This window comes from Citromicrobium sp. JLT1363, from assembly GCF_000186705.1.
Taxonomy (GTDB): domain Bacteria; phylum Pseudomonadota; class Alphaproteobacteria; order Sphingomonadales; family Sphingomonadaceae; genus Alteriqipengyuania.
The window spans coordinates 434,669-455,097 of record NZ_AEUE01000003.1; the positions used below are offsets into that span (position 1 = coordinate 434,669).

27 protein-coding genes, 1 tRNA gene and 1 pseudogene are annotated in these 20,429 nt (G+C 65.0%); 18 read left to right on the forward strand and 11 right to left on the reverse strand.

Annotation, left to right across the window (positions count from 1 at the left end; all coding sequences use genetic code 11):
• Positions 1 to 34 precede the first annotated feature (34 nt).
• The gene (locus tag ADAD_RS0106715) at positions 35 to 1,120 is read right to left on the reverse strand and encodes a serine hydrolase domain-containing protein (RefSeq protein WP_010411459.1); all 1,086 of its coding nucleotides are present in this window, start codon (positions 1,118 to 1,120) and stop codon (positions 35 to 37) included.
• Positions 1,121 to 1,234: 114 nt separating this feature from the next.
• Here ADAD_RS0106715 and ADAD_RS0106720 point away from each other — a divergent pair, with 114 nt between their 5' ends.
• Positions 1,235 to 1,987, forward strand: coding sequence for a winged helix-turn-helix domain-containing protein (locus ADAD_RS0106720; protein WP_029139961.1), 753 nt, complete (start codon positions 1,235 to 1,237; stop codon positions 1,985 to 1,987).
• Positions 1,988 to 2,016: 29 nt separating this feature from the next.
• On the opposite strand, the gene radC is transcribed toward ADAD_RS0106720, so the two are convergent.
• The gene (gene radC, locus ADAD_RS0106725; RefSeq protein WP_050803713.1) at positions 2,017 to 2,688 is read right to left on the reverse strand and encodes a RadC family protein; all 672 of its coding nucleotides are present in this window, start codon (positions 2,686 to 2,688) and stop codon (positions 2,017 to 2,019) included.
• A 278-nt stretch (positions 2,689 to 2,966) separates the two neighbouring features.
• Here radC and ADAD_RS0106730 point away from each other — a divergent pair, with 278 nt between their 5' ends.
• The 5 genes from ADAD_RS0106730 (at position 2,967) to ADAD_RS0106750 (ending at position 5,563) form a co-directional block, all read left to right on the forward strand.
• Entirely contained in the window at positions 2,967 to 3,302 is a 336-nt protein-coding gene (locus ADAD_RS0106730; protein ID WP_010411468.1) for an AtpZ/AtpI family protein, read from the forward strand.
• Positions 3,303 to 3,347: 45 nt separating this feature from the next.
• Positions 3,348 to 4,142: a F0F1 ATP synthase subunit A gene (locus ADAD_RS0106735; RefSeq protein WP_010411471.1), complete on the forward strand. Its 795-nt coding sequence runs from the start codon at positions 3,348 to 3,350 to the stop codon at positions 4,140 to 4,142.
• Positions 4,143 to 4,182: 40 nt separating this feature from the next.
• Positions 4,183 to 4,407 carry a F0F1 ATP synthase subunit C gene (locus ADAD_RS0106740; protein WP_010411474.1) on the forward strand — a complete coding sequence of 75 codons (225 nt, stop codon included), beginning with the start codon at positions 4,183 to 4,185 and terminating at the stop codon, positions 4,405 to 4,407.
• 81 nt (positions 4,408 to 4,488) lie between these two features.
• Positions 4,489 to 4,983, forward strand: coding sequence for a F0F1 ATP synthase subunit B family protein (locus tag ADAD_RS0106745; RefSeq protein WP_010411477.1), 495 nt, complete (start codon positions 4,489 to 4,491; stop codon positions 4,981 to 4,983).
• A complete protein-coding gene (locus ADAD_RS0106750) occupies positions 4,976 to 5,563 on the forward strand; it encodes a F0F1 ATP synthase subunit B family protein (RefSeq protein WP_010411481.1) in 588 nt (195 codons plus the stop codon). Before ADAD_RS0106745 ends, ADAD_RS0106750 begins: the two co-directional genes overlap by 8 nt.
• Positions 5,564 to 5,676: 113 nt before the next feature.
• Here the strand turns inward: ADAD_RS0106750 and gloB are convergent, their stop codons facing one another.
• From gloB to aroA, 9 genes are all read right to left on the reverse strand, one after another.
• Positions 5,677 to 6,432: a hydroxyacylglutathione hydrolase gene (gene gloB / locus ADAD_RS0106755; protein ID WP_010411484.1), complete on the reverse strand. Its 756-nt coding sequence runs from the start codon at positions 6,430 to 6,432 to the stop codon at positions 5,677 to 5,679.
• Positions 6,433 to 6,451: 19 nt separating this feature from the next.
• Entirely contained in the window at positions 6,452 to 6,907 is a 456-nt protein-coding gene (locus ADAD_RS0106760) for a hypothetical protein (protein WP_010411486.1), read from the reverse strand.
• A gap of 243 nt (positions 6,908 to 7,150) precedes the next feature.
• Positions 7,151 to 7,399 (reverse strand): GFA family protein, encoded by a 249-nt coding sequence (locus ADAD_RS16345; RefSeq protein ID WP_010411489.1) that lies wholly within the window; start codon positions 7,397 to 7,399, stop codon positions 7,151 to 7,153.
• Positions 7,400 to 7,497: 98 nt separating this feature from the next.
• Entirely contained in the window at positions 7,498 to 9,201 is a 1,704-nt protein-coding gene (gene rpsA / locus ADAD_RS0106770) for a 30S ribosomal protein S1 (protein ID WP_010411493.1), read from the reverse strand.
• A gap of 215 nt (positions 9,202 to 9,416) precedes the next feature.
• A complete protein-coding gene (gene cmk, locus ADAD_RS0106775) occupies positions 9,417 to 10,037 on the reverse strand; it encodes a (d)CMP kinase (protein WP_010411496.1) in 621 nt (206 codons plus the stop codon).
• Entirely contained in the window at positions 10,034 to 10,252 is a 219-nt protein-coding gene (locus ADAD_RS0106780; protein WP_010411499.1) for a hypothetical protein, read from the reverse strand. Before ADAD_RS0106780 ends, cmk begins: the two co-directional genes overlap by 4 nt.
• Positions 10,249 to 10,521 carry a CBU_0592 family membrane protein gene (locus ADAD_RS0106785; protein WP_010411502.1) on the reverse strand — a complete coding sequence of 91 codons (273 nt, stop codon included), beginning with the start codon at positions 10,519 to 10,521 and terminating at the stop codon, positions 10,249 to 10,251. Before ADAD_RS0106785 ends, ADAD_RS0106780 begins: the two co-directional genes overlap by 4 nt.
• Complete coding sequence (locus ADAD_RS0106790) at positions 10,518 to 10,964, reverse strand: DUF411 domain-containing protein (protein WP_029139963.1); 447 nt, start codon at positions 10,962 to 10,964, stop codon at positions 10,518 to 10,520. Before ADAD_RS0106790 ends, ADAD_RS0106785 begins: the two co-directional genes overlap by 4 nt.
• Before the next feature lie 25 nt (positions 10,965 to 10,989).
• Positions 10,990 to 12,339: a 3-phosphoshikimate 1-carboxyvinyltransferase gene (gene aroA / locus ADAD_RS0106795; RefSeq protein ID WP_029139964.1), complete on the reverse strand. Its 1,350-nt coding sequence runs from the start codon at positions 12,337 to 12,339 to the stop codon at positions 10,990 to 10,992.
• Between the two features lie 167 nt (positions 12,340 to 12,506).
• Between aroA and ADAD_RS0106800 the strand changes: the two genes are divergently transcribed.
• The 12 genes and pseudogenes from ADAD_RS0106800 to ADAD_RS0106855 form a co-directional block, all read left to right on the forward strand.
• Positions 12,507 to 12,842, forward strand: coding sequence for a TIGR02300 family protein (locus ADAD_RS0106800; RefSeq protein ID WP_010411511.1), 336 nt, complete (start codon positions 12,507 to 12,509; stop codon positions 12,840 to 12,842).
• An 80-nt stretch (positions 12,843 to 12,922) separates the two neighbouring features.
• Positions 12,923 to 12,998: transfer RNA gene (locus tag ADAD_RS0106805), tRNA-Ala, on the forward strand.
• A gap of 137 nt (positions 12,999 to 13,135) precedes the next feature.
• Positions 13,136 to 14,626: a signal recognition particle protein gene (gene ffh, locus ADAD_RS0106810; protein ID WP_010411513.1), complete on the forward strand. Its 1,491-nt coding sequence runs from the start codon at positions 13,136 to 13,138 to the stop codon at positions 14,624 to 14,626.
• A gap of 37 nt (positions 14,627 to 14,663) precedes the next feature.
• On the forward strand, positions 14,664 to 15,131 hold the full coding sequence (gene rpsP, locus ADAD_RS0106815; RefSeq protein ID WP_010411515.1) for a 30S ribosomal protein S16: 468 nt from the start codon (positions 14,664 to 14,666) through the stop codon (positions 15,129 to 15,131).
• Between the two features lie 119 nt (positions 15,132 to 15,250).
• Positions 15,251 to 15,715 carry a ribosome maturation factor RimM gene (gene rimM, locus ADAD_RS0106820; RefSeq protein WP_010411517.1) on the forward strand — a complete coding sequence of 155 codons (465 nt, stop codon included), beginning with the start codon at positions 15,251 to 15,253 and terminating at the stop codon, positions 15,713 to 15,715.
• Between the two features lie 158 nt (positions 15,716 to 15,873).
• On the forward strand, positions 15,874 to 16,704 hold the full coding sequence (locus ADAD_RS17095) for a glycine/sarcosine N-methyltransferase (protein WP_010411521.1): 831 nt from the start codon (positions 15,874 to 15,876) through the stop codon (positions 16,702 to 16,704).
• A 4-nt stretch (positions 16,705 to 16,708) separates the two neighbouring features.
• The gene (locus ADAD_RS17100; RefSeq protein ID WP_010411523.1) at positions 16,709 to 17,533 is read left to right on the forward strand and encodes a methyltransferase domain-containing protein; all 825 of its coding nucleotides are present in this window, start codon (positions 16,709 to 16,711) and stop codon (positions 17,531 to 17,533) included.
• Between the two features lie 68 nt (positions 17,534 to 17,601).
• Complete coding sequence (locus tag ADAD_RS0106835; RefSeq protein WP_010411525.1) at positions 17,602 to 18,324, forward strand: DUF5818 domain-containing protein; 723 nt, start codon at positions 17,602 to 17,604, stop codon at positions 18,322 to 18,324.
• A 38-nt stretch (positions 18,325 to 18,362) separates the two neighbouring features.
• Positions 18,363 to 18,914 (forward strand): glycine-rich domain-containing protein, encoded by a 552-nt coding sequence (locus tag ADAD_RS0106840; protein WP_010411526.1) that lies wholly within the window; start codon positions 18,363 to 18,365, stop codon positions 18,912 to 18,914.
• 10 nt (positions 18,915 to 18,924) lie between these two features.
• Entirely contained in the window at positions 18,925 to 19,755 is an 831-nt protein-coding gene (locus ADAD_RS0106845) for a TIGR04222 domain-containing membrane protein (RefSeq protein ID WP_010411529.1), read from the forward strand.
• Between the two features lies 1 nt (position 19,756).
• Positions 19,757 to 20,116 (forward strand): hypothetical protein, encoded by a 360-nt coding sequence (locus tag ADAD_RS0106850; protein WP_139020361.1) that lies wholly within the window; start codon positions 19,757 to 19,759, stop codon positions 20,114 to 20,116.
• Positions 20,113 to 20,429: pseudogene (locus tag ADAD_RS0106855) on the forward strand (hypothetical protein); the annotation flags it as partial. The gene ADAD_RS0106850 and the pseudogene ADAD_RS0106855, both read left to right, overlap by 4 nt.

Genomic DNA, 20,429 nt, shown 5'->3' on the forward strand with positions numbered 1-20,429 from the left:
GAGAATTGCAGCTTCCGCGCAGGGGGCTTCGCGTTCAGCCGTAGGGCGCCATCAGCAATTCCGCCAGACGCGGGTCGCCCATCAGTCGGCCGGCGATGGGCATCATCACCTTGTGGCCATTGGCGCCGTTGGTCATCACCACCACGCCGCGGCGCGTCCCGGGATCGTAGAGGGCGATGGCCTTTTCGCCGATGTCACCGCCGGTATGTTCCAGCACAACGCGGTCGCCATAGTCGTACAGAAACCAGCCCAGGCCCCAGCCCTGCCGGGATGGGCAGAAAGCGGCACGTTCGCCTTCCCTGCAGGCGGGGCGATAGCTGGTGGCATCGCGCACTGTGCTGCGCTGGTCGGCAAGCTTGCCCGCGATCTGCGGCCGATCCAGCGCGGAGAGCATGAAGCGGGCATATTCCGCCGGTGTGGTTCGCAGATCGTCCGAAGCAGAAGGCTTCTCTCGCACGACGTTGCGCACGCTCTCGCCCTTCTTGTAGGGCATGGCCACGTGGCCGAGGAACCCGGACGTTTCGGTGTAGGACGTCAGTTGCATCCCCGCAGGATCGAACACGAGCTCGCGCGCCAGGTCCTCGAAATTGCGGCCGGTCCAGATTTCGACCGCCTTCATCATCCATTCGTAGGCTTCGCCCGAATAGCCAACCTTCTCGCCCGGGTCGGCAATGAACTTCAGCGTGCCTTCGGTCTCGTAGCGCCAGTTGGGCAGGCCGGTCTTGTGGCGCATCACCATCCGCGCGGTAATCTTCTGCGCCCGCGGGTCTTCGGCAATGTCGGGATCGACCAGCGCTTGCGCCAGGGGGCGATCGAGATCGATCTCGCCTCGCGCGGCCAGCCGCATGACCACTTCTGCAGTGATGGGCTTGGTCAGCGAAGCGACATTGTAAAGCGTCTCTTCATCCGCTTCGACGCCCCATTCCTGCTCGCCGTACTGGGTCGCAAGAACGACCTTGCCGTTTTCGATCAGCGCAACACCCACGCTCGGCACGTCATGTTCGGCGAGCAGCGCCGGTGCCGCCTGGTCGAGCCATTGCTGCGGCGATTCCTGATCCTGCGCATGGGCGGGCAGGGCGATCAGGGTGGCGGCGAGACAAATTGCCTTCAGCGATTTCAACACTATTCTCCATGCGGTTGATCCGATGCCGATCGCCTGCTGCAAAGAGCGCCCTTGATGCACCTCAATCCGCATAAAACTTCCGTCCCGGATACGGAGGAAGCGCCGCTACGGGTGTCCGATCTGACAATCGACCCGGCCACCCGCAGTGTCGAGCGGGCGGGCGAGGCGATCGACGTTCGCGGCCTCAGTTTCGATCTGTTGTGGGAGCTGGCCAAGGCATCTCCCCGGCCTGTCTCGCGCGATCTGCTGATCGAGCGCGTATGGTCGCAGCGGCATGTGGAAGACCACACGATCAACCAGCGGGTGAGCATGCTCCGCAAGGCGCTGGGCGACGACGGCGAGCCGCATCGCTATATCCGCCGCATGCCGGGCGAGGGTTACGCGCTGGTGGAGGCAGGCCCGGCCGGGCAAGCGAAGCGTGCCGCGTTTTCGCCGCCGGGCATGTCGGCCAGAAGGTGGATCTGGATTGCGCTAGCGACCCTCGCCGCGATCATTGCCGGCGCAACACTCTGGTTGTCGCGCGGCGAGGAGCGTCCTCTGACCCAGCAGGAGATTATCGCGCAGCTGGACGAGCCGATCACGCTCGAAATGCAGGCGCGGGTGATTTACAATCGGGAGGATAGGGCGCTGCGTATCGGATCGACGGAACCGTTCGATACGCCGATGCTCGGCACCTTCGATGGCGTCGATATGTTTGTGGCGGGTGTGCCCGCAACCGACGAGCTGATCAGAGTGCCGCGCGGCCTCGAGCTTGTGTGCCGGATGCGCGACAATCCTGCGGAAGGGTTCGAGAGGGTGGAGCCTGCCTGGCGCGAGTACCTGCGGTCGCAGGACCTGGCCGGGGCCTGCGCTGAGAGCGCCTGACGCCCGGTGCGCCCGCCTGCTGGCACAGTTCAGATCAGGCCCTGCGCCTTCAGGCTTACGTGCCGGCCATGGCCGATGATGACGTGATCGTGGACGGTGATGCCCAGCAGGCGGCCGGCTTCAGCGATGCGGTGCGTGATCGCAATGTCCGCCTTGCTTGGCTCCGGGCTGCCGCTGGGGTGGTTGTGGACCAGGATCAGCGCCGCCGCGCCCAGGTCCAGCCCGCGGCGAATCACTTCGCGCGGGTGGATCGCGGCCTCGTCGATCGACCCGTCGCCCACGTGATGGTCCTGAACCAGCCGGTTCTTCGTATCGAGGTAGAGCACGCGCACGCGCTCCACGGTCAGATTGGCCATGTCGGTGGACAAATAGTCGATCAGCGCCTGCCAGTTCGAGATTACCGGCCGGTCCGCCACCTCGCTGCGCGCCATGCGCCGCGCCGCCAGCGCCACCGCCTTGAGCGCCGCCGCGCTCGCCTCGCCCATGCCGGGCGATTTCGCCAGCGCGGCAGGCTCCGCCTCCAGCACGCGGGCGAGGCTGCCGAACCGGGCGAGCAGCGCCTTGGCGATCGGCTTGGTGTCGCCCCTGCGAATGGCGGCGAACAGCAGGTATTCGAGCACTTCGTAATCGGCGAGCGCTTCCGCCCCGCCGGTCAGCAAGCGCTGGCGCAGGCGTTCGCGGTGGCCGGTTGCGGTGGGCATGGAGGTGGCGGACGCGGGCGGGGCAGGCGCTCCGGCTGCGCCCTGCGCGTCCTCGCCGAACAGATCTTCGCCGCGCTGACCCACCCTTGTCTCGCCCTCCTCCTGCGATCTGCGAGCATTGCCTTTCGGGGAGAATTGCGCAAGCACGGCGCAGCCTGCGCACGCTTGCCTATCGCCTTCGGTTGACTTGCGAAAAACCCTTTTCTAAGGCGGCGGCGCCCTCGGCGGGCAGGTCCTGCCCATGCCGCGCGATCTTCTTTATAGAAAGGAAGCGAAGCATGAGCGACGATCCGTCCGCACGAGAGCCCATACCCGAGGATGCGCGGATCGACGCGCTCGAGCAGCGGCTCAAGGCCGCACGCGAGCGAGAGGAGAAGCGCAACCCGTCGAAGACCCAAAGCAAGTCCGACGCGGATTACAGCGCCGGCAACAGGGTTCTGGCGGATCTTCTGGGTGGGCTGCTCGGCGGCGGTCTTCTCGGTTTTGGCGTGGATGCCATTTTCGGGACGACGCCCTGGGGTCTGTTGGTCGGCCTGTTCCTCGGGATAGGCGTGGCTTTCAGGAACATTTTCCGCATGACCAAAACAACGCCTCCATCGTCCGACGACAAGTGACAGCAGGGGCCGCGTTGCGGCATCAGACGCGAACGGGAATTTCAGGTGGCCGCCGAAGAAGGCAAAGTCGATCCGATGTACCAGTTCACCATCAAGCCGCTCTTCGGAACGGAAGAATGGGAACTGGGCTCTACCGGCGTGAACATCGCGTTCACGAACAGCGCGCTGTGGATGATGATCACCACCATCGCGGTGATCGCGTTCGTCCAGATGGGCACCAAGCAGCAGATGATCCCCGGCCGCTGGCAGGTCGCGGTTGAGAGCCTGACGAGCTTCATCGACAATCTGGTGCAGTCGAGCATCGGGGCGCAGGGGCGCAAGTACATCCCCTATGTCTTCACGCTGTTCATCTTCATCCTGTTCGGCAACCTGCTCGGCCTGCTGCCGCTCGGCGTGCTGGGCGTGCATCCGTTCACCTTTACCAGCCACTTCACAGTTACCGGCGTGCTTGCGGTCATCAGCTTCTCGATCGTGCTGCTCGTGGGTTTCTGGAAGCACGGCTTCAAGTTCTTCACCCTGTTCGTGCCGCACGGCACGCCGATCTTCATGGCTCCGCTGATCGCGGTGGTCGAATTCATCTCGTTCATGGTCCGCCCCTTCAGCCTCGCGCTGCGTCTGTTCGTCGCGATGATGGCGGGGCATATCCTGCTCGAGGTGCTGGCAAGCTTCGTCGTCAGCGGCGGGCTCGCCGGGCTCGGCTTCGGCGCGATCGTCAGCCTGCCCAGCATGCTGCTGATGATCGTCATCTGCGCGCTGGAACTGCTGGTCGCGGGGATCCAGGCCTACGTCTTCGCGCTGTTGACCGCGCTGTACATCAACGACGCCGAAAATCTTCACTAAGCCATTTAGCAAACAACGATTTCACGAAGGAGTATTAGTAATGGAAGCTGAAGCAGCAAAATTGCTCGGAGCCGGTTTCGCGGCCATTGGTTGCGGCCTTGCGGCGCTGGGCGTGGGCAACGTGTTCGCCTCGTTCCTCGACGGCGCGCTGCGCAACCCGGGTGCCGCTGACGGCCAGCAGGGCCGCCTCTTCATCGGCTTCGCCGGTGCCGAGCTTCTGGGCCTGCTCGCGTTCGTCATCGCCATCCTCCTCGCCGTCGGCTGAGGATTCGCTCTACGGACGGGCCGGGGCATGATCCCGGCCCGTTCGCCGAGCATTCAAGCATAGCGCCCGGACAGATTCCCGATGCCCCAGATTTCCCAGCTCGCCGAGACTTTCTCCAGCCAGATCGTGTGGCTGCTGGTGTTCTTCGCCATCACCTATTTCATCGTAGGGCGGGGCATGGTGCCGCGCGTGATGGATACGATGGATCGCCGCAGCAAGCAGATCGCCGACGATATCTCGGCGGCGCACGCTGCGCGCGAACAGGCGGACAAGGAAGAGGAAGCCTGGCGCGCGCGTGAGAACGAGAACCGGGCACGCGCACAGGCGCTGATTTCGGAAGCCAAGGCGGAAGCTGCGGCGAAGTCCGAAAAGAAGATTGCCGCCGCTCAGAAGCGGTTGGACAAGAAGCTCGAGGAAGCGGACGAGCGTATCGCCGCCTCGCGCAAGGACGCGCTGGAAGAGATCGAAACGGTCGCGACCGATGCCACGCAGGACATCGTGGCCCGGCTCGCCGGCATCAAGGTTGCCAAGCCCGCCGCAAAGTCCGCGGTGAAGGAGAGCCTCGCCAATGGCTGACACAACGACCATCCCGGCAGAGGCCGAAGCCCTGACCACCGGTGAGGCGACGCAGGCGCATACCGAAGTCGATCACGGCGCGGGCAAGCATGTCGAGCCCGAACTGTTCTACATGGCGCCCTACCAGTGGGTGTCGATCGCGATGCTCATTCTGCTGCTGGGCGCTATCCTCGTGGGCAAGGTCCACAAGACGCTGGGCAAGGGTCTGGACGACCGGATTGCCGCCATCCGCGAGGAACTGGACGAGGCCAAGCGCCTGCGCTCCGAAGCCGAGCAGCTGCGCGACGAATACGCCACCAAGATCGCCAATGCGGAAAGCGATGCCGAAGCGATGCTGGAAAGCGCCAAGGCCGAAGCCGAGGCGATCCTGACCCGCGCCGAGGCCGACAGCAAGGCGCTGGTCGAACGGCGCAAGCGCATGGCGCAGGACAAGATCTCCGCCGCCGAACGCGAAGCCGTGGCCGAAGTTCGCGCCAAGGCCGCGCTCGCCGCAGCGACCGCCAGCCGCAAGCTGATCGGCGAGAACCTGGACGCGGAAACCGACCGCAAGCTGGCCGACGATCTGATCGCCGGAATCTGATCCGCTATCCCGACTGGTTACGAGAGGCCCCGCTTTTGCGGGGCCTTTTCGTATGTGACGCGCGAGCGAGGTTCGAACGGCTTACCGCTCCCGCCAGGCCTGCGGTTCGAATGCTAGAAGGAATCCTTCGCGGCGCGCAGCTTCGCAAACGTATCCGCCGGGGTTTCGCCACCCCAGCGTTCCCGCATCTCGGGCGTATCGGCGCGCAGGAAGGGGTTGGTCTCCAGCTCGCGCGATAGCTGCGTGGGCACGGTAGGCTCGCCCTCCGCGCGCGCGGCCTCGATCTCCTTTGCATAGTCTTGCAGCGCCGCGTTGTCGGGATCGGCGTGCAGCGCAAATTGCGCGTTCGCCTGCGTGTATTCGTGCGCGCAATAGAGCGTGGTTTCAGGTGGCAGCGCCTTGAGCCGTTCGAGGCTGTCCCAGAACTGCTGCGGCTCTCCTTCGAACATCCGGCCGCAGCCCAGCGCGAAGACGCTGTCGCCGACAAAGGCGATGCCGTCTTGCGGCAGGTGGAAGGCGATGTGGCCATTGGTGTGGCCCGACACGTCGATCACCCGTGCCGTGTGTTCGCCCAGCGTCACTTCGTCGCCATGCGCCACCACACGGTCGATCGGGGAGAGCTTTTCCACCTCCTGCGGCGCGATCACCTTCGCACCTGTCTCCTCCACGATGGCCTTGTTTCCGCCCGCGTGATCGGGGTGCCAGTGGGTGTTCCAGATATGCGTGATCCGCCACCCCTTCGCTTCGGCCTGCTTCAGGTATTCCGCGCCATCAGGCGTATCGATGGCTGCGGTTTCTCCGCTGTCGGAATCGTGCAGCAGGAAGCCGTAATTGTCGCTGAGGCAGGGGAACTGGTGGATCTGGAGCATGGGGGCCTCGCAAAGGTGCTCAGTAAACCGAGACGTCGAGCCGTTCGGGCTCCCCGTCGCGCGTATAGATATCGACCGCGACCAGCACGTTGCGCTCGACGATCTTGCGCGCCGATTGTTCGGTCAGGTTGCCATTGGCCACCATGGCCTCGATCCGCTCCCGATTGGCCGCCTCGCCGAACACGGGATCGGTCTGGTCGTCCGCCTGGCTGACGTCGCGTGCGTGAAAATTCACCCGGTCCTCGCGCAGCACCTGCCACGCTTCGGTGTGGCGGCCGCCGGCGGCCGCCTGGTGATCGGGCTCGTAGAGAAATGCGCGGTACTGCCCCGCCAGCTTGAGGGGCGCGCGCGATTCCTCGGCAACCGGCTCTGCGGCAGGCGGTGCGTCTTCGGTTTCGGCGGAGCATCCGGCAGCGGTCAGCGCCAGCGGGATGAGGAGGGCCGCGAGCGCGGCGCGTGTCTTGATCGATTGCATGCGCCCAACGCTATGGGAGGCGCCGGGCCGAGACAAGGATTGTGTAATGCGGGCTGCGCGCTCCGCCGGCTCAGGCGGCTGTCAGCCGTCGCGCCCGCGCGGCAAACGCTCCGCAGTTTCGGGCACCACGATCCAGTCGTGCCGGTTCTCCTCGAACACGGACCGGTGGGGCGGGCCCGTGTCCGATCCATCGAAGGCGCCGCTGGCAATGCCGATGCCGCCCGGGTGTTTGCTGGTGGTGAGTCAGAAGGGTGTGCCGCAGGTCGGGCAGAATCCGTGGGTCAGTTCGTTTCCGCTGTCCGCGATGCGGGTGTATTCGGTGCTCTCGCCCGAGAGGATTACGTCTTCGCGGGGGAAATAGACCATCAGCCCGAAGGGCGATCCGGTGCGCCGCTGGCAGGCCTTGCAATGGCACATGACCCGCGCGCCAAGTCTGGCGACATCCTCCGGGATTTCGGCCCTCAGCTGGCCGCACTGGCAGCGCGCTTCCATGCAGGCGAGCTTACCCGCGCCCGGCGGATACGAAAAGCCCCGCCGCTCCGGTGGGGAGGGCGGGGCTCTTCATGATTACGCCTGAAGGCGCGGCAGGCTTAGTCGTCCTGCTTCTTCAGCGCTTCGCCCAGGATGTCGCCCAGCGATGCACCGCTGTCGGCCGAACCGTACTGTTCCACGGCCTGCTTCTCTTCGGCGATCTGGTACGCCTTGATCGAGAAGGTCGGCTTCTTGGACCGGTCGAACCCGGTGACCATCGCGTCGATCTTCTGGCCGGCCTGGAAGCGATCCGGACGCTGTTCGTCGCGGTCGCGGCCGAGGTCCGAACGCTTGATGAAGCCGGTCGCACCGTCTTCGCCAACCTGCACTTCGAGGCCGCCATCGCGGACTTCGAGGACGGTGACGGTGACGGTTTCGCCGCGACGCAGCGAACCACCGGCGGCGGCTTCGGTCGGCGCACCCTTTTCGAGCTGCTTCATGCCGAGGCTGATGCGTTCCTTGTCGACATCGACGTCGAGAACGATGGCCTTGACCTCTTCACCCTTGCGGTGAAGCGCCAGCGCGTCCTCGCCCGAGATGCCCCACGCGATGTCGGACATGTGGACCATGCCGTCGACGTCGCCAGGCAGGCCGATGAACAGGCCGAATTCGGTGGCGTTCTTGACTTCGCCTTCGACTTCGCTGCCGATCGGGTGCGCTTCGGCGAACTCTTCCCACGGGTTGCGCTGAGCCTGCTTGAGGCCGAGCGAGATGCGGCGCTTTTCGGAATCGACTTCCAGCACCATGACTTCGACTTCCTGCGAGGTCGACACGATCTTGCCCGGATGGACGTTCTTCTTCGTCCAGCTCATTTCGGAAACGTGGACCAGGCCTTCGATGCCCGGCTCGACTTCCACGAAGGCGCCGTATTCGGTGATGTTGGTCACCTGGCCCGTCAGCTTCATGCCGACCGGGTACTTGGCGGCGACGCCATCCCACGGATCGCTTTCGAGCTGCTTCATGCCGAGGCTGATGCGCTGCGTTTCGGCATTGATGCGGATGATCTGCACGGTCACGGTCTGGCCGATCTCGATCACTTCGCTGGGGTGGTTGACCCGCTTGTAGCTCATGTCGGTGACGTGGAGCAGGCCGTCGATGCCGCCCAGATCCACGAAGGCGCCGTAATCGGTGATGTTCTTGACCACACCGTCGACCACCTGGCCTTCGGCGAGCTGGTCGATCAGTTCGCTGCGCTGTTCGGCGCGGGTTTCTTCGAGAACCGCGCGGCGCGAGACGACGATGTTGCCGCGGCGGCGATCCATCTTGAGGATCTGGAAGGGCTGCGGCTGATCCATCAGCGGGGTGACGTCGCGCACGGGGCGGATGTCGACCTGGCTGCCGGGCAGGAAGGCCACGGCGCCGTCGAGATCGACGGTGAAGCCGCCCTTCACGCGGCCGAAGATGCGGCCTTCGACGCGCTTGCCTTCGCCGAATTCGCTTTCGAGGCGATCCCACGCGGCTTCGCGGCGGGCGCGGTCGCGGCTGAGCATCGCTTCGCCGTCGGCGTTTTCGACGCGGTCGACATAGACTTCGACTTCGCTGCCGACTTCGAGGCCGTGCTCGTCATCAACGCGCATGAATTCGCGCAGGTCCACGCGGCCTTCGCTCTTCAGGCCGACATCGATCAGGGCCATGCCGTTTTCGATTGCGGTGACGGTGCCCTTGACGACGCGGCCTTCAAAGCCGCCTTCGTCCGCATCGCCGAGCTGTTCGTTGAGAAGCGCTTCGAAATCGTCGCGCGTCGGGTTGGCTGCAGTTGCCATAGGGTTCGGTTTTCCTAATTCACATTTGCTACCGGCCACCGGTTTTTCCGGGGTCTTTACCCGTCTCCGGCGCAGGATTGCGACGGCTTACGGGGCAAGAGGGCCGCTTGCCGCACGAGGCCGTATGCCACCGCACGGGTCCTACGATTCCGATTGAATGCGAGAACGGGCGCGCAATTACGTCCGATCCGGCAAAAATGCAAGCAAAACCGGGCCTAGCGCGCGTGCTGCGTGACGATCTCTACCGCCGCCGCGATCGACGCCTCTTTGTCCAGCGTGGTCGTGTCGAGAACGAAAGCGTCCTGCGCGGCCACCAGCGGCGCGTCCTTGCGGCCCATGTCGCGCTCGTCGCGCCGGGCGATCTGTTCGTGTACCTCGTCGCGGGTAACGCCGCGGCCCTGGCCCTTGAGTTCGGCGAAGCGTCGGTCGGTCCGCGCGTCGAGCGAGGCGGTGACGAACAGCTTCACATCTGCATCCGGGCAGATCACCGTGCCGATATCGCGCCCGTCGAGCACCGCGCCGCCTTCGCGCTGCGCAAAGGTGCGCTGGCGTTCGAGCAGCGCCGCGCGCACCTTCGGATGAACGGAGACGCGGCTGGCGAAGCTGCCCGAAACCTCGCTGCGCAGCTCGGGATCGTCGAGCAGGCTGTCAGGGAAATCGGTCGCGGCGAGGGCATCGCTCTCGCTGTCGGGGTCCGTCCCGGCCAGCTGCACCTGCCGCCCGACCGCGCGGTAGAGCAGCCCGGTATCGAGATGCGGCAGCCCGAAATGGCGCGCGAGCGAGCTGGCGATGGTGCCCTTGCCGCTCGCAGTGGGGCCGTCGACGGCGATAATCATGAGAATGTGTCCTTGGCCTGTTTTGGCGTAAGCTGTTGCCGTTCACTGATCCGCCAGCGGAAATGGAGCGCGGCGAGGGCGATCGCCCCGACAGCACAATTCTGGATAATCGAGTAGGTATCGACCGGAGTGCCTTGGGCCAGTTGCCAGAAGAATGGCGAGCCGACTGCGACCATCAGGATCAGCGCTCCCGCAATGATGCGCCGTCTGATCATGGCTGGCCGACTTTTTGGGCACGCCTCTCCCGCACCGCCTTGGCGAGCCCCCAGATGGCAATCGCGGCCCAGAATCCTTCGAGGACGAGGCTGGGAAGGTTGGTATGCACCACCAGGCTGACCGTCAGCAGCGCGGCGCCCGCCAGATTGGTGCCGTGCAGGATGAAGGGGTTCGGCTTCTCACTGGCGGTGAGGTAGAAATAGGCGCCGATAATGCACGCCATCCCGCCAAAGCCGACGATGCTGTATATGTCGAGGCCGTCGATCACGCGCCGGGATAGCTTGCGAAGACGGAGCGGCCCTTCTCGCCGAAGGCGATGACCTGATAGGCCTGCTTGCGATTGCCGGCCTCCATGCCGGGCGAGCCCAGCGGCATGCCCGCCACGGCCAGCCCTGCGACGCCCTCGGGACGCTCTGCCAGCAGGCGCGCGATATCGGCGGCAGGCACGTGGCCTTCGATCACATAGCCGTCGACGATCATCGTGTGACAGCTCCACAGATCCTGCGGCACGCCGTTGGCGGTTTTTACCTGTGCCATGTCCTGCGTGGTCACCTCGGGAATCTCGACCTCATGTTCGTCCTGCACATGCTCGGCCCATTTCTCGCAGCACCCGCAGTTGGGGTCGCGGAACAGTTCGTAGGTCGCGGCTTGAACGGCCGTCGAACACGCCGCGAGGGCCATCAGGGCGGGGACGAGAAGGCGACGAATCATGATCGTGGTCCGTGGTTCGATGGGGTCAGGCGGGGCGTGGGGTAACCGCTGAGAGCATGGATTCAAAGCGGGGGAAGCTCGTCGCGATAGGCGAAACATCGTCCACCTCCACCCCGTCGCGGCTGGCGCGGCCTGCGACCGCCATGCTCATGGCGATACGGTGGTCGAGGTGCGTCTTAATGCGGGCATTGGCGGTGCCCCGCAGCGGCTCACCGCCCGTGCCGTGAATTGTGAGGCCGTCCTCGCTCTCTTCCACCCGTACGCCGACGGCTTCCAGCGCGGCAGCCATGGTGGCGAGGCGGTCGCTTTCCTTTACCCGCAGTTCGTCCAGCCCGCGCGTGAGCGTGGTGCCTTCGGCCAGAGCGGCGGCCACGAACAGCACCGGAAATTCGTCGACCATGCTCGGCACGACTGCCGGGTCGACTTCGATCCCCTTCAGAGCCGCGTGGCGTACGCGCAGGTCCGCGACCGGCTCTCCGCCCACTTCGCGTGGCTCCAGTTCCTCGATATCCGCACCCATCGCCCGCAGCACGCCGACCAGCCCGGCGCGGGTCGGGTTCATGCCGACATTGCGGATCGTCAGGTCGCTTCCTTCCACCAGCGTCGCGGCGACCATGAAGAACGCGGCGGAAGAGGGATCGCCGGGCACGGTCAGGTCCTGCGGTTGCAGTTCCGGCTGGCCGGTCAGGCGGATGATGCGCGCGCCGTCCTCTTCCGTGATGTCCAGCTGCGCACCGAATCCGCGCAGCATGCGCTCGCTATGGTCGCGCGTGGGCACCGGCTCGATCACCGTGGTGATGCCCGGTGTGTTCAATCCCGCCAGCAGCACCGCGCTTTTCACCTGCGCGCTGGGCATGGGGAGGCGGTATGAGATCGGCACTGCGGGGTGGGCGCCCTCCAGCATCAGCGGAAAGCACTGCGTTCCGTTGGCGCCCGGGCTGGCGGTGAAGCTGGCGCCCATCAGCGAAAGCGGATCGATCACGCGGCCCATGGGGCGTTTGGAGAGGCTGGCATCGCCGGTGAAGCTCACGGTGATTCCATGGCTGGCGACCAGACCCATCAGCAGCCGGGCGGAAGTGCCGCTATTGCCGCAATCGATCGCGCTGGCGGGTTGCAGCAGCCCGCCAACGCCCACGCCGTGGACATGCCAGGTGCCATCGTCCTCGCGGGTGATATCCGTCCCCATCGCGCGCAGCGCGGCGGCGGTGGCAAGTACGTCTTCGCCCTCCAGCAGCCCGGAAACGCGTGTTTCGCCCACGGCCATTGCGCCAAGGATCAGCGATCGGTGGCTGATCGACTTGTCGCCCGGTACGGCGATGCTACCGCGCAAGGGGCCTGCGGGCCGGAAGGTCTGCGGGGAGGGTGTGTGGGGCATGCGGTTGTCTTCGTGGAAGGGAGCCGGGCTTTGACAGCCACAAAGGTGCATGGCAAGGCGCGCGCCATTCTTGATTCGGTGGCCGCTTGGCCCCAAGTCATCCCTCACGGAATTCAACACCCAATCACTCGAGCGCGCGCGACATCGCCCGCAACAAGGAATACATCATGGTCAAACCCGAATGGGGCACCAAGCGCACCTGCCCCAAGTGCGGCACGCGTTTCTACGACCTGGGCAACGACGACCCGGTGACTTGCATCGAATGCGAGAACACCTGGACGCCCGAGCCCGTGCTGAAGTCCAAGCAGCCGATTCCGTTCGAGGAAGAGGACAAGAAGAAGAAGGACAAGGAAGCCGACAGCGACCTTGCCGATGACGATCTGGAAGATCTCGAGGTCGACGACGACGATGATTCGCCCGATAACGAGGTGGATCTGGGCGGCGACGACGATCTGGGCGTTGCAAAGTCCAAGGGTGACGACGACGATAGCGACGACACCTGATATTCCACTTGCCAAGCGGAGGCGCGCTTTCTAAAGGGCGCCTCCCGGCCCACCTCATAGAGGCGGGCCAAAAACCGGCCGGGGCCTTAGCTCAGCTGGGAGAGCGCTACAATGGCATTGTAGAGGTCAGCGGTTCGATCCCGCTAGGCTCCACCACCGGTTTAAAGGACAGCTCGCTGTCCGAATTGAGTAGCAGAAGGGGCACCGCCCCGACGCTGGCCGACGAGGTTTCGTCCGCCGGCGTTTTTCGCGTTTAATCCGGTATCGTGCCGGAGATGGAGTAAGCGGCTAGCATGTTCGACGCACTGTCGGATCGCCTTGGCAATACCTTCGACCGCCTGCGCGGGCGTGGTGCCCTGCGCGAACAGGACGTGCGCGATGCGATGCGCGAAGTGCGGATCGCGCTGCTCGAAGCCGACGTGGCGCTGCCCGTCGCGCGCGATTTCATCGAGAAGGTCACCGAAAAGGCGATCGGCGAAAGCGTCCTCAAGTCGGTCACGCCCGGCCAGCAGGTCGTCAAGATCGTCAACGACGAACTCGTGGCCATGCTGGGTGGCTCCGACAGCGAGGACGGCCATGTCCCGCTGACGCTGGAAGCCAAGCCGCCGGTCGTCATCATGATGGTCGGCCTTCAGGGCTCGGGTAAAACCACCTCGACTGCCAAGCTCGGCAAGCTGATCCGCGAAAAGCACGGCAAGAAGGCCATGATGGCCTCGCTCGACGTCAATCGCCCGGCCGCGCAGGAACAGCTCGCTGTGCTGGGCGAGCAGGCGCAGGTCGACACGCTGCCGATCGTCGAAGGCCAGCAGCCGGTCGAGATCGCGAAGCGCGCGCTCGAATCGGCCAAGCTGCGCAATGTCGATGTCGTGTTGCTCGATACGGCAGGCCGCCTGCATGTCGACGAAGCGCTAATGGCGGAGATGAAGGCGGTGGCTTCGGTGGCGACGCCCACCGAAGTGCTGCTGGTGGTCGACAGCCTGACCGGCCAGGACGCGGTCAACGTCGCGCAGAGCTTCAGCGACGAAGTGCCGCTGACCGGCGTGATCCTGACCCGGATGGATGGCGATGCGCGCGGCGGTGCGGCGCTGTCGATGCGTGCGGTCACCGGCAAGCCGATCAAGTTTGCGGGTGTCGGTGAGAAACTGGACGCGCTCGAAGCCTTCCACCCGCGCCGGGTTGCCGAGCGCATCCTGGGCATGGGCGATGTCGTGTCGTTGGTCGAGAAGGCGGCGGAATCGATCAAGGTCGAGGAAGCGGAGCTTCTCGCCAAGCGGATGGCCAAGGGCCAGTTCGACCTCAACGATCTGCGCATGCAGCTCAAGCAGATGCAGAGCATGGGCGGCCTCGGCATGCTGGCGGGCATGATGCCCGGCATGAAGAAGGCCAAGCAGGCGATGCAGGCCAGCGGCATGGACGACAAGGTGCTGGTCCACATGGACGCGATCATGGGATCGATGACCGCCAAGGAACGCGCCAATCCCGCGCTGCTCAACGCCAAGCGCAAGAAGCGCGTCGCGGCGGGCAGCGGCACGCAGGTGCAGGACGTCAACAAGGTGCTGAAGATGCACCAGGAAATGTCCCGCGCGATGAAGCAGATCAAGAAGATGGGCGGGATGAAGGGCCTTGCCGCGATGCTTGGCGGAGGCGGCGGAATGGGCGGCATGCCAGGCATGGGCGGCGGAAAAGGCGCGCCGCAGATCCCCGGGCTTGGCGGCAAGGACGGCGAGATGCCGGACATGAGCCAGCTTCCCCCAGACCTGCAGAAATTGCTTCCGAAGAAATAACCGAAACAGACAGACGAAAACCTAAGGACGAACCGAAATGGCTATTGCACTCCGACTTTCCCGTGGCGGCGCCAAGAAGCGCCCCTATTACCGCATCGTTGCCGCGGACTCGCGCTATCCGCGCGACGGCCGCTATCTGGAGCAGATCGGCACCTACAACCCGCTGCTCGCCAAGGATGACGAGAACCGCGTCAACCTGAACGAAGACCGCGCCCGCTACTGGCTGGGCGTCGGCGCGCAGCCGAGCGACCGCGTGGCCCGCTTCCTCGACGCCGCGGGCATCCGCGAGCGTGCGGCGCGCAACAACCCGAACAAGGCCGAGCCGGGCGAAAAGGCCAAGGAACGCGCCGAAGAAAAGGCCGCCAAGGAAGCCGAAGCCGCTGAAGCGCTGAAGGCCGCCCAGGAAGCACCGGCCGAGGAAGAAAAGGCTGAAGACGCCGCAGCGGAAGCTCCGGCCGAAGAAGCGCCCGCAGAAGATGCCGGCGAAGAAAAGGCCGAAGGCTGATGAAATCTCCCTCTCCCCGTCGGGGGAGAGGGTCGGGGAGAGAGGGCGAAGCCCGAGGCACATCGCCGTCCGCTTCCCCCCTCCCAACCCTCCCCCCGAGCGGGGGGAGGCCTGTTGTCTTGGCCGCCATCACCGGCGCGCACGGGGTGGCGGGCGAGGTTCGCCTCAAGCTGTTCGGCGACGGGATCGGCGCGCTGAAGGGCGCCAGGTCGTTCAATGACGGCGCGCTGACCCCCACTGCGATTCGGCCCGACAACAAGGGCGGGGCGATTGCCCGATTCGCCGAAATCGCCGATCGGACCGCTGCCGAAGCGCTGCGCGGAACCGTGCTCACCGTCCCGCGCGAGGCCCTCCCGCCGCTTGAAGAGGGCGAATTCTACCATGCCGATCTGATCGGCCTGCCCGTCGTTACGGACGATGGCGAGGCCATCGGGACGACGACTAACATCATGAATTACGGGGCAACCGACATAGTCGAGATTGCACCCGAAACAGGCGCGCCGTTCATGGTGCCGCTTATTCCCGATGCCGTTCCCGACTGGGATTCGGAACGATTGGTCCTCGCACGCGCTTTCCTTCCGTAAGGGCAGACTGCGGTTGTAATGCCCGTGTCGGGTATGTTTTATACCGCACACGCGAATTCGAATGGCGCTTCGTATTCTTCGAAGGGCTTCCCACCACGAACGGCATGCTTCCTGGCGGAGGTTCTGCCGGGCATTCACGCGCGAGAGGGAAACGCACAATGGACACGGACACGCAAAGGCGCACCTTCGCGCCCGACAGCACGCAGGATTACGGTGAGGATCCGCAGGCGGTGCGCGATACCGAACATTACCAGAAGGAATATGTTCGCGGTTTTGTTGAGAAGTGGGACGAGCTGATCGACTGGGACGCGCGCGCGCAGAGCGAAGGGCGTTTCTTCGTCGATATCCTGGCCGGGCGCGGCAAGAAATCCGTGCTCGACGTTGCGACAGGCACCGGGTTCCATTCGGTGCAGCTGCTCAAGAACGGGTTCGACGTAACTTCCGCCGATGGCGCGGCGGAAATGCTGGCCATGGCGTTCCAGAACGCGGCCGACCACGATCTGGTGCTCAAGACCGTGCATGCCGACTGGCGCTGGCTGAACAAGGATGTGCACGGCAAGTTCGATGCGATCATCTGCCTCGGCAACAGCTTCACCCACCTGCACGACGAAAACGACCGGCGCCGCGCGCTGGCGGAATTCTACGCCGCGCTGAAGCACGACGGCATCCTGATCATCGACCAGCGCAACTACGATGGCATTCTGGACGACGGGTTCAGCACCAAGCACAAGTATTACTATTGCGGCGATCAGGTGACCGCCGAGCCGGAGCATGTCGACGATAGCCTTGCCCGGTTCAAATACACGTTCCCCGACGGGTCCGAGTATTTTCTGAACATGTTCCCGCTGCGCAAGAACTACCTGCGCGGATTGCTGGAGGATGTGGGCTTCCAGCAGATCCACACCTACGGCGATTTCCAGCAGTCCGACGGAGACGAAGAAACGCCCGACTTCTTCATTCACGTGGCGGAAAAAGAATATGCCGAGTGACGCAATGACCGAAGCGACCACCGATACCGCGCGCGACTACTACACCAGCGACGATGCGGTGGAATTCTACTCCACCGTCTGGGGCGGCGAGGATATCCATGTCGGTCTGTACGACGACACGAAGGATATCCGCGAGGCAAGCCGCCGCACGGTCGACCGGATGGCGGCCACCGTGGGCGACCTGTCGGGCAAGAAAGTGCTCGATATTGGCGCAGGCTACGGCGGCGGCGCGCGGCGCATCGCGAGCGAGCACGGCGCGGGTCATGTCACCTGCCTCAACATCGCGCCTGCGGAAAACGCTCGCAATCGCAAGCTGACCGCCGAGCAGGGCCTGGAAGACCGGGTTTCCGTGGTGGAAGGGTCGTTCGACGATCTTCCGTTCGAGGATGCCAGCTTCGATGCCGTCTGGAGCCAGGACGCGATCCTGCACGCGCCCGATCGGGGCGCGGTGCTGAGCGAGGTTGCGCGGGTGCTCAAGCCCGGCGGCGATTTCATCTTCACCGATCCGATGCAGGCCGACGGGATCGAGGATACCGCCTCGCTCAAACCGATCTACGACCGCATCCACCTCGCCAATCTGGCCTCTTTCGGGTTCTACCGCGATGCGCTGAAGGAGCGCGGGATGGACGAGGTGCGGATCGACGATCTCAGCCCGCAGCTGCGCAATCACTACGCGCAAGTGGCCGAGGATCTGGATGCGCAGCGCGCCGAGCTTTCGACCGACGACTCCTTCGTGGATCGCATGCTGGAAGGCTTGGCGCACTGGGTGCGCGGGGCCGATGCAGGCAAGCTGACCTGGGGCATCATGCATTTCCGCAAGCGGGGCTGAGGCGCGCTTGCGCCAGTTATCCTAGGCAAATTTCGGAACACCGTGCCGGGGCCGCGGCTTGACCGGGCATGGACGAACGCAAATTCACCGCAGCACTCGTCGGCGCGCTGATGGCCCTCGCGGCCTGCGCCGGCGAAACCAGCCCATCTTCCCAGCCGGGAGCCGACGCCGGAGGTGATCCCGGCAGCGCAGCGGGTACGCGCCCCTCAGGCGAGCCCGAACTGCTCACTTTCGAAGGCCGGATCGAAGAGGGCGTCGAGTGCCCGGTCCTGCGCACTCCCGAGGGCGAGACCTATGCGCTCAGCTTCCGGGAGACCGAGATCGGCACGGGCGATTACGTAAGGGTCACCGGCGAGATCGCGGATGCCAGCTTCTGCATGCAGGGCGAGGAGACGCTGATCGTCGAGGATGCATCGCGGATCGATCCGCCCGCGCGCGATCGCGACCCCGCCCGCGCAGGCGGGGTCGCCGTCACCAGCGATTATGTGCGCGGCAGCTGGGTTGCGAAGGGCGTCGATGCCGATTGTGAGAAGCCCGATTTCGATGTCACCGCCAATACGCGCGGGATGAGCATCATCGAAACGCGGATCAACGGCTACCCCGAAACAGGCGTGGTCGATGTCGGCCAGACACCCGCGCTCCAGTGGGACGAGCCGCTCCCGACGCTGCCGATCGAGGCGCGCGGGCCGGACGGACTGGCGGTGATGCCTGCCGAGAATGCCGATATCGTCACTCTGGCGGGCCACAGGATCGAAGACGACGGCGTGGTCTTCATAAAATGCGCAGCCTAGCTCTGGCGTGAGCTTGCGCATGCCCCGATAAGGGGCGGATGCGCGCGACCGACACCGATCTTTGGCACCGGCTGGCCGATTACGAGATCGGCCCTGCGGATGCCGCGTTCACCTTCGCGCAGCGGCTTGCGCGCGAAAACCGGTGGAGCGGTGATTACGCCGCGCGCGCCATCCACGAATACAAGCGCTTCTGCTGGCTTGCGTGCGAGGCGGGCCACGAAGTCACGCCATCCGACGCGGTGGATCAGGCGTGGCACCTCCATCTGACCTATAGCCGCGATTACTGGGACCGTTTCTGCCCGCAGGTGCTGCGCAGGCCACTCCACCATGGCCCCACGGCTGGGGGCACGAGCGAGCGCACCCGCTATTACGACCAGTATGCGCAGACGCTGGCGAGTTACGAAGCGCATTTCGGGCAGTTGCCCCCGGGGGACATCTGGCCCGACGCGCGGCGGCGTTTTCTGGTCGATCCCCGCGCTGTGCGGCTCAATCCGGCCGATGTAGTGATCCTGACACGCGGCCAAGCCTATGGCGTCCTCGCGGCGATCGGGTTAGCTTTGGTGGCACTGGTCGCTACGGCGATGTTCTAGGGGGCGCGATATGGGTCTTGGCCTGGCCGACTACGGCGCGGATCAGTTTCTGATCCTCTATTCCGGACTGATCGTGCTCGGCTGGCTGCTGGCGCTGGTCGTCCCGCTGATCCTGCGCCCGGTCGGCGAGCCGGGCGTGCCGCAGGATGCGGGCCAGTACGCTGCGCTGGCAAGCGGCAAAAGCCGGTATGCCGAGGCGGTGATGGCGGGCCTGCTTGCATCGGGGCGGCTGGAGCTGGAGGGAAAGACCTTCCACGTACGCGAAAGGCAGGCGGCAACCGGTGGTGCGGAAACCCGTCTGATGAGCCTGGGCGACAGCTTCGGCTGGAAGAGCTTCGTGCGGGCGATCGACGATGGCTACCGGATGGACCGTGATACGCTGATCGAGGCGGGCCTGCTGACCGGATCGGGCCAGGCCCTGAAGGTGCGGCTGATCGCGGTGATCCCCATGGTGCTGATCCTGCTGCTGGGCCTCTATCGCTTGCAGGCCGGCCGCGCACTGGGCGAGCCGGTCGGCATTCTCGCGGTACTGATGGTGGCCGGCGTGGTGGTGATCGGCTGGCGGCTGCTGACCGGCATCCGCCGGACGCGCGAGGGCGAGCGTGCCCTGAGGGAGGCGCGGCAGGAAAATGTCCGGCTCAAGCGCGCCCCGACGCAGCCCGAAATGGCGCTGGGCGTGGCGATCTTCGGTACCGCGGTGCTGGCGGGAACGCCCTACGATCCGCTGCACGCGATGCGCCATGGCGGCGGAGGCGATGCGGGCTATGCCGGAGATGGCGGGGATGGAGGCGATGGCGGATCGGGCTGCGGCGGCGGTGGCTGCGGCGGTTGCGGAGGGTGATATGGATCGAGAACTGATCGGCCTGCCCTTCATCCTTTTGGCAGCCGCATTCCTGACCCCTGCGACCATGCTGGTTCCTTATCGCTATTTTCGATCCCCCGAGCGTGCGCGCGCCATATCTGCTCTTGCCCTATTCGTTTTCGTCCCTCTGGTGGCTTTTTGCACGGTGCGCTGGCGATGGGGTATCGATGAATTGGACGATAGTCCGGCCGCTGGGCTTCCATATCTAGCTGCGGCGTACGAGACTTTCTGGCTCTGGTGTGCTTCGATGGTTGCCCTTCTTCTGCTACATTCCCCTATGACCAGAGTGGGCGAAATGCTGCGGCCCTCTGATAAGATTGATCCCGACATTTTCGAATGAGCTTCGCTGCCACCGTCCTGACCCTGTACCCGGAGATGTTTCCCGGCCCGCTAGGCGTGTCGCTCGCCGGGCGCGCGCTGAAGGAGGGGGCGTGGTCGCTCGACACCGTGCAGATCCGCGATTTCGCCACCGACAAGCACCGCACGGTGGACGATACGCCTGCCGGGGGCGGGGCGGGCATGGTGCTCAAGTGCGATGTGCTTGCGGCGGCGCTGGATAGTGTGACGCAAAAGCCCTCACCCCTTCAGGGGGGAGGGTTGGGAGGGCTGGGAGGGGGGCTTCCCGCGGACCAGTCCGTCCCGCGCAATTCGAT

Bases quoted from the DNA above. Each gene is read 5' to 3' on its own strand.
- radC (WP_050803713.1), bottom strand. From the start codon at position 2,688: ATGCCCACCGCAACCGGCCACCGCGAACGCCTGCGCCAGCGCTTGCTG.
- ADAD_RS0106730 (WP_010411468.1), top strand. From the start codon at position 2,967: ATGAGCGACGATCCGTCCGCACGAGAGCCCATACCCGAGGATGCGCGG.
- ADAD_RS0106740 (WP_010411474.1), top strand. From the start codon at position 4,183: ATGGAAGCTGAAGCAGCAAAATTGCTCGGAGCCGGTTTCGCGGCCATT.
- ADAD_RS0106745 (WP_010411477.1), top strand. From the start codon at position 4,489: ATGCCCCAGATTTCCCAGCTCGCCGAGACTTTCTCCAGCCAGATCGTG.
- ADAD_RS0106750 (WP_010411481.1), top strand. From the start codon at position 4,976: ATGGCTGACACAACGACCATCCCGGCAGAGGCCGAAGCCCTGACCACC.
- gloB (WP_010411484.1), bottom strand. From the start codon at position 6,432: ATGCTCCAGATCCACCAGTTCCCCTGCCTCAGCGACAATTACGGCTTC.
- ADAD_RS0106760 (WP_010411486.1), bottom strand. From the start codon at position 6,907: ATGCAATCGATCAAGACACGCGCCGCGCTCGCGGCCCTCCTCATCCCG.
- ADAD_RS16345 (WP_010411489.1), bottom strand. From the start codon at position 7,399: ATGGAAGCGCGCTGCCAGTGCGGCCAGCTGAGGGCCGAAATCCCGGAG.
- rpsA (WP_010411493.1), bottom strand. From the start codon at position 9,201: ATGGCAACTGCAGCCAACCCGACGCGCGACGATTTCGAAGCGCTTCTC.
- cmk (WP_010411496.1), bottom strand. From the start codon at position 10,037: ATGATTATCGCCGTCGACGGCCCCACTGCGAGCGGCAAGGGCACCATC.
- ADAD_RS0106780 (WP_010411499.1), bottom strand. From the start codon at position 10,252: ATGATCAGACGGCGCATCATTGCGGGAGCGCTGATCCTGATGGTCGCA.
- ADAD_RS0106790 (WP_029139963.1), bottom strand. From the start codon at position 10,964: ATGATTCGTCGCCTTCTCGTCCCCGCCCTGATGGCCCTCGCGGCGTGT.
- aroA (WP_029139964.1), bottom strand. From the start codon at position 12,339: ATGCCCCACACACCCTCCCCGCAGACCTTCCGGCCCGCAGGCCCCTTG.
- ADAD_RS0106800 (WP_010411511.1), top strand. From the start codon at position 12,507: ATGGTCAAACCCGAATGGGGCACCAAGCGCACCTGCCCCAAGTGCGGC.
- ffh (WP_010411513.1), top strand. From the start codon at position 13,136: ATGTTCGACGCACTGTCGGATCGCCTTGGCAATACCTTCGACCGCCTG.
- rpsP (WP_010411515.1), top strand. From the start codon at position 14,664: ATGGCTATTGCACTCCGACTTTCCCGTGGCGGCGCCAAGAAGCGCCCC.
- ADAD_RS17095 (WP_010411521.1), top strand. From the start codon at position 15,874: ATGGACACGGACACGCAAAGGCGCACCTTCGCGCCCGACAGCACGCAG.
- ADAD_RS17100 (WP_010411523.1), top strand. From the start codon at position 16,709: ATGACCGAAGCGACCACCGATACCGCGCGCGACTACTACACCAGCGAC.
- ADAD_RS0106835 (WP_010411525.1), top strand. From the start codon at position 17,602: ATGGACGAACGCAAATTCACCGCAGCACTCGTCGGCGCGCTGATGGCC.
- ADAD_RS0106840 (WP_010411526.1), top strand. From the start codon at position 18,363: ATGCGCGCGACCGACACCGATCTTTGGCACCGGCTGGCCGATTACGAG.
- ADAD_RS0106845 (WP_010411529.1), top strand. From the start codon at position 18,925: ATGGGTCTTGGCCTGGCCGACTACGGCGCGGATCAGTTTCTGATCCTC.
- ADAD_RS0106850 (WP_139020361.1), top strand. From the start codon at position 19,757: ATGGATCGAGAACTGATCGGCCTGCCCTTCATCCTTTTGGCAGCCGCA.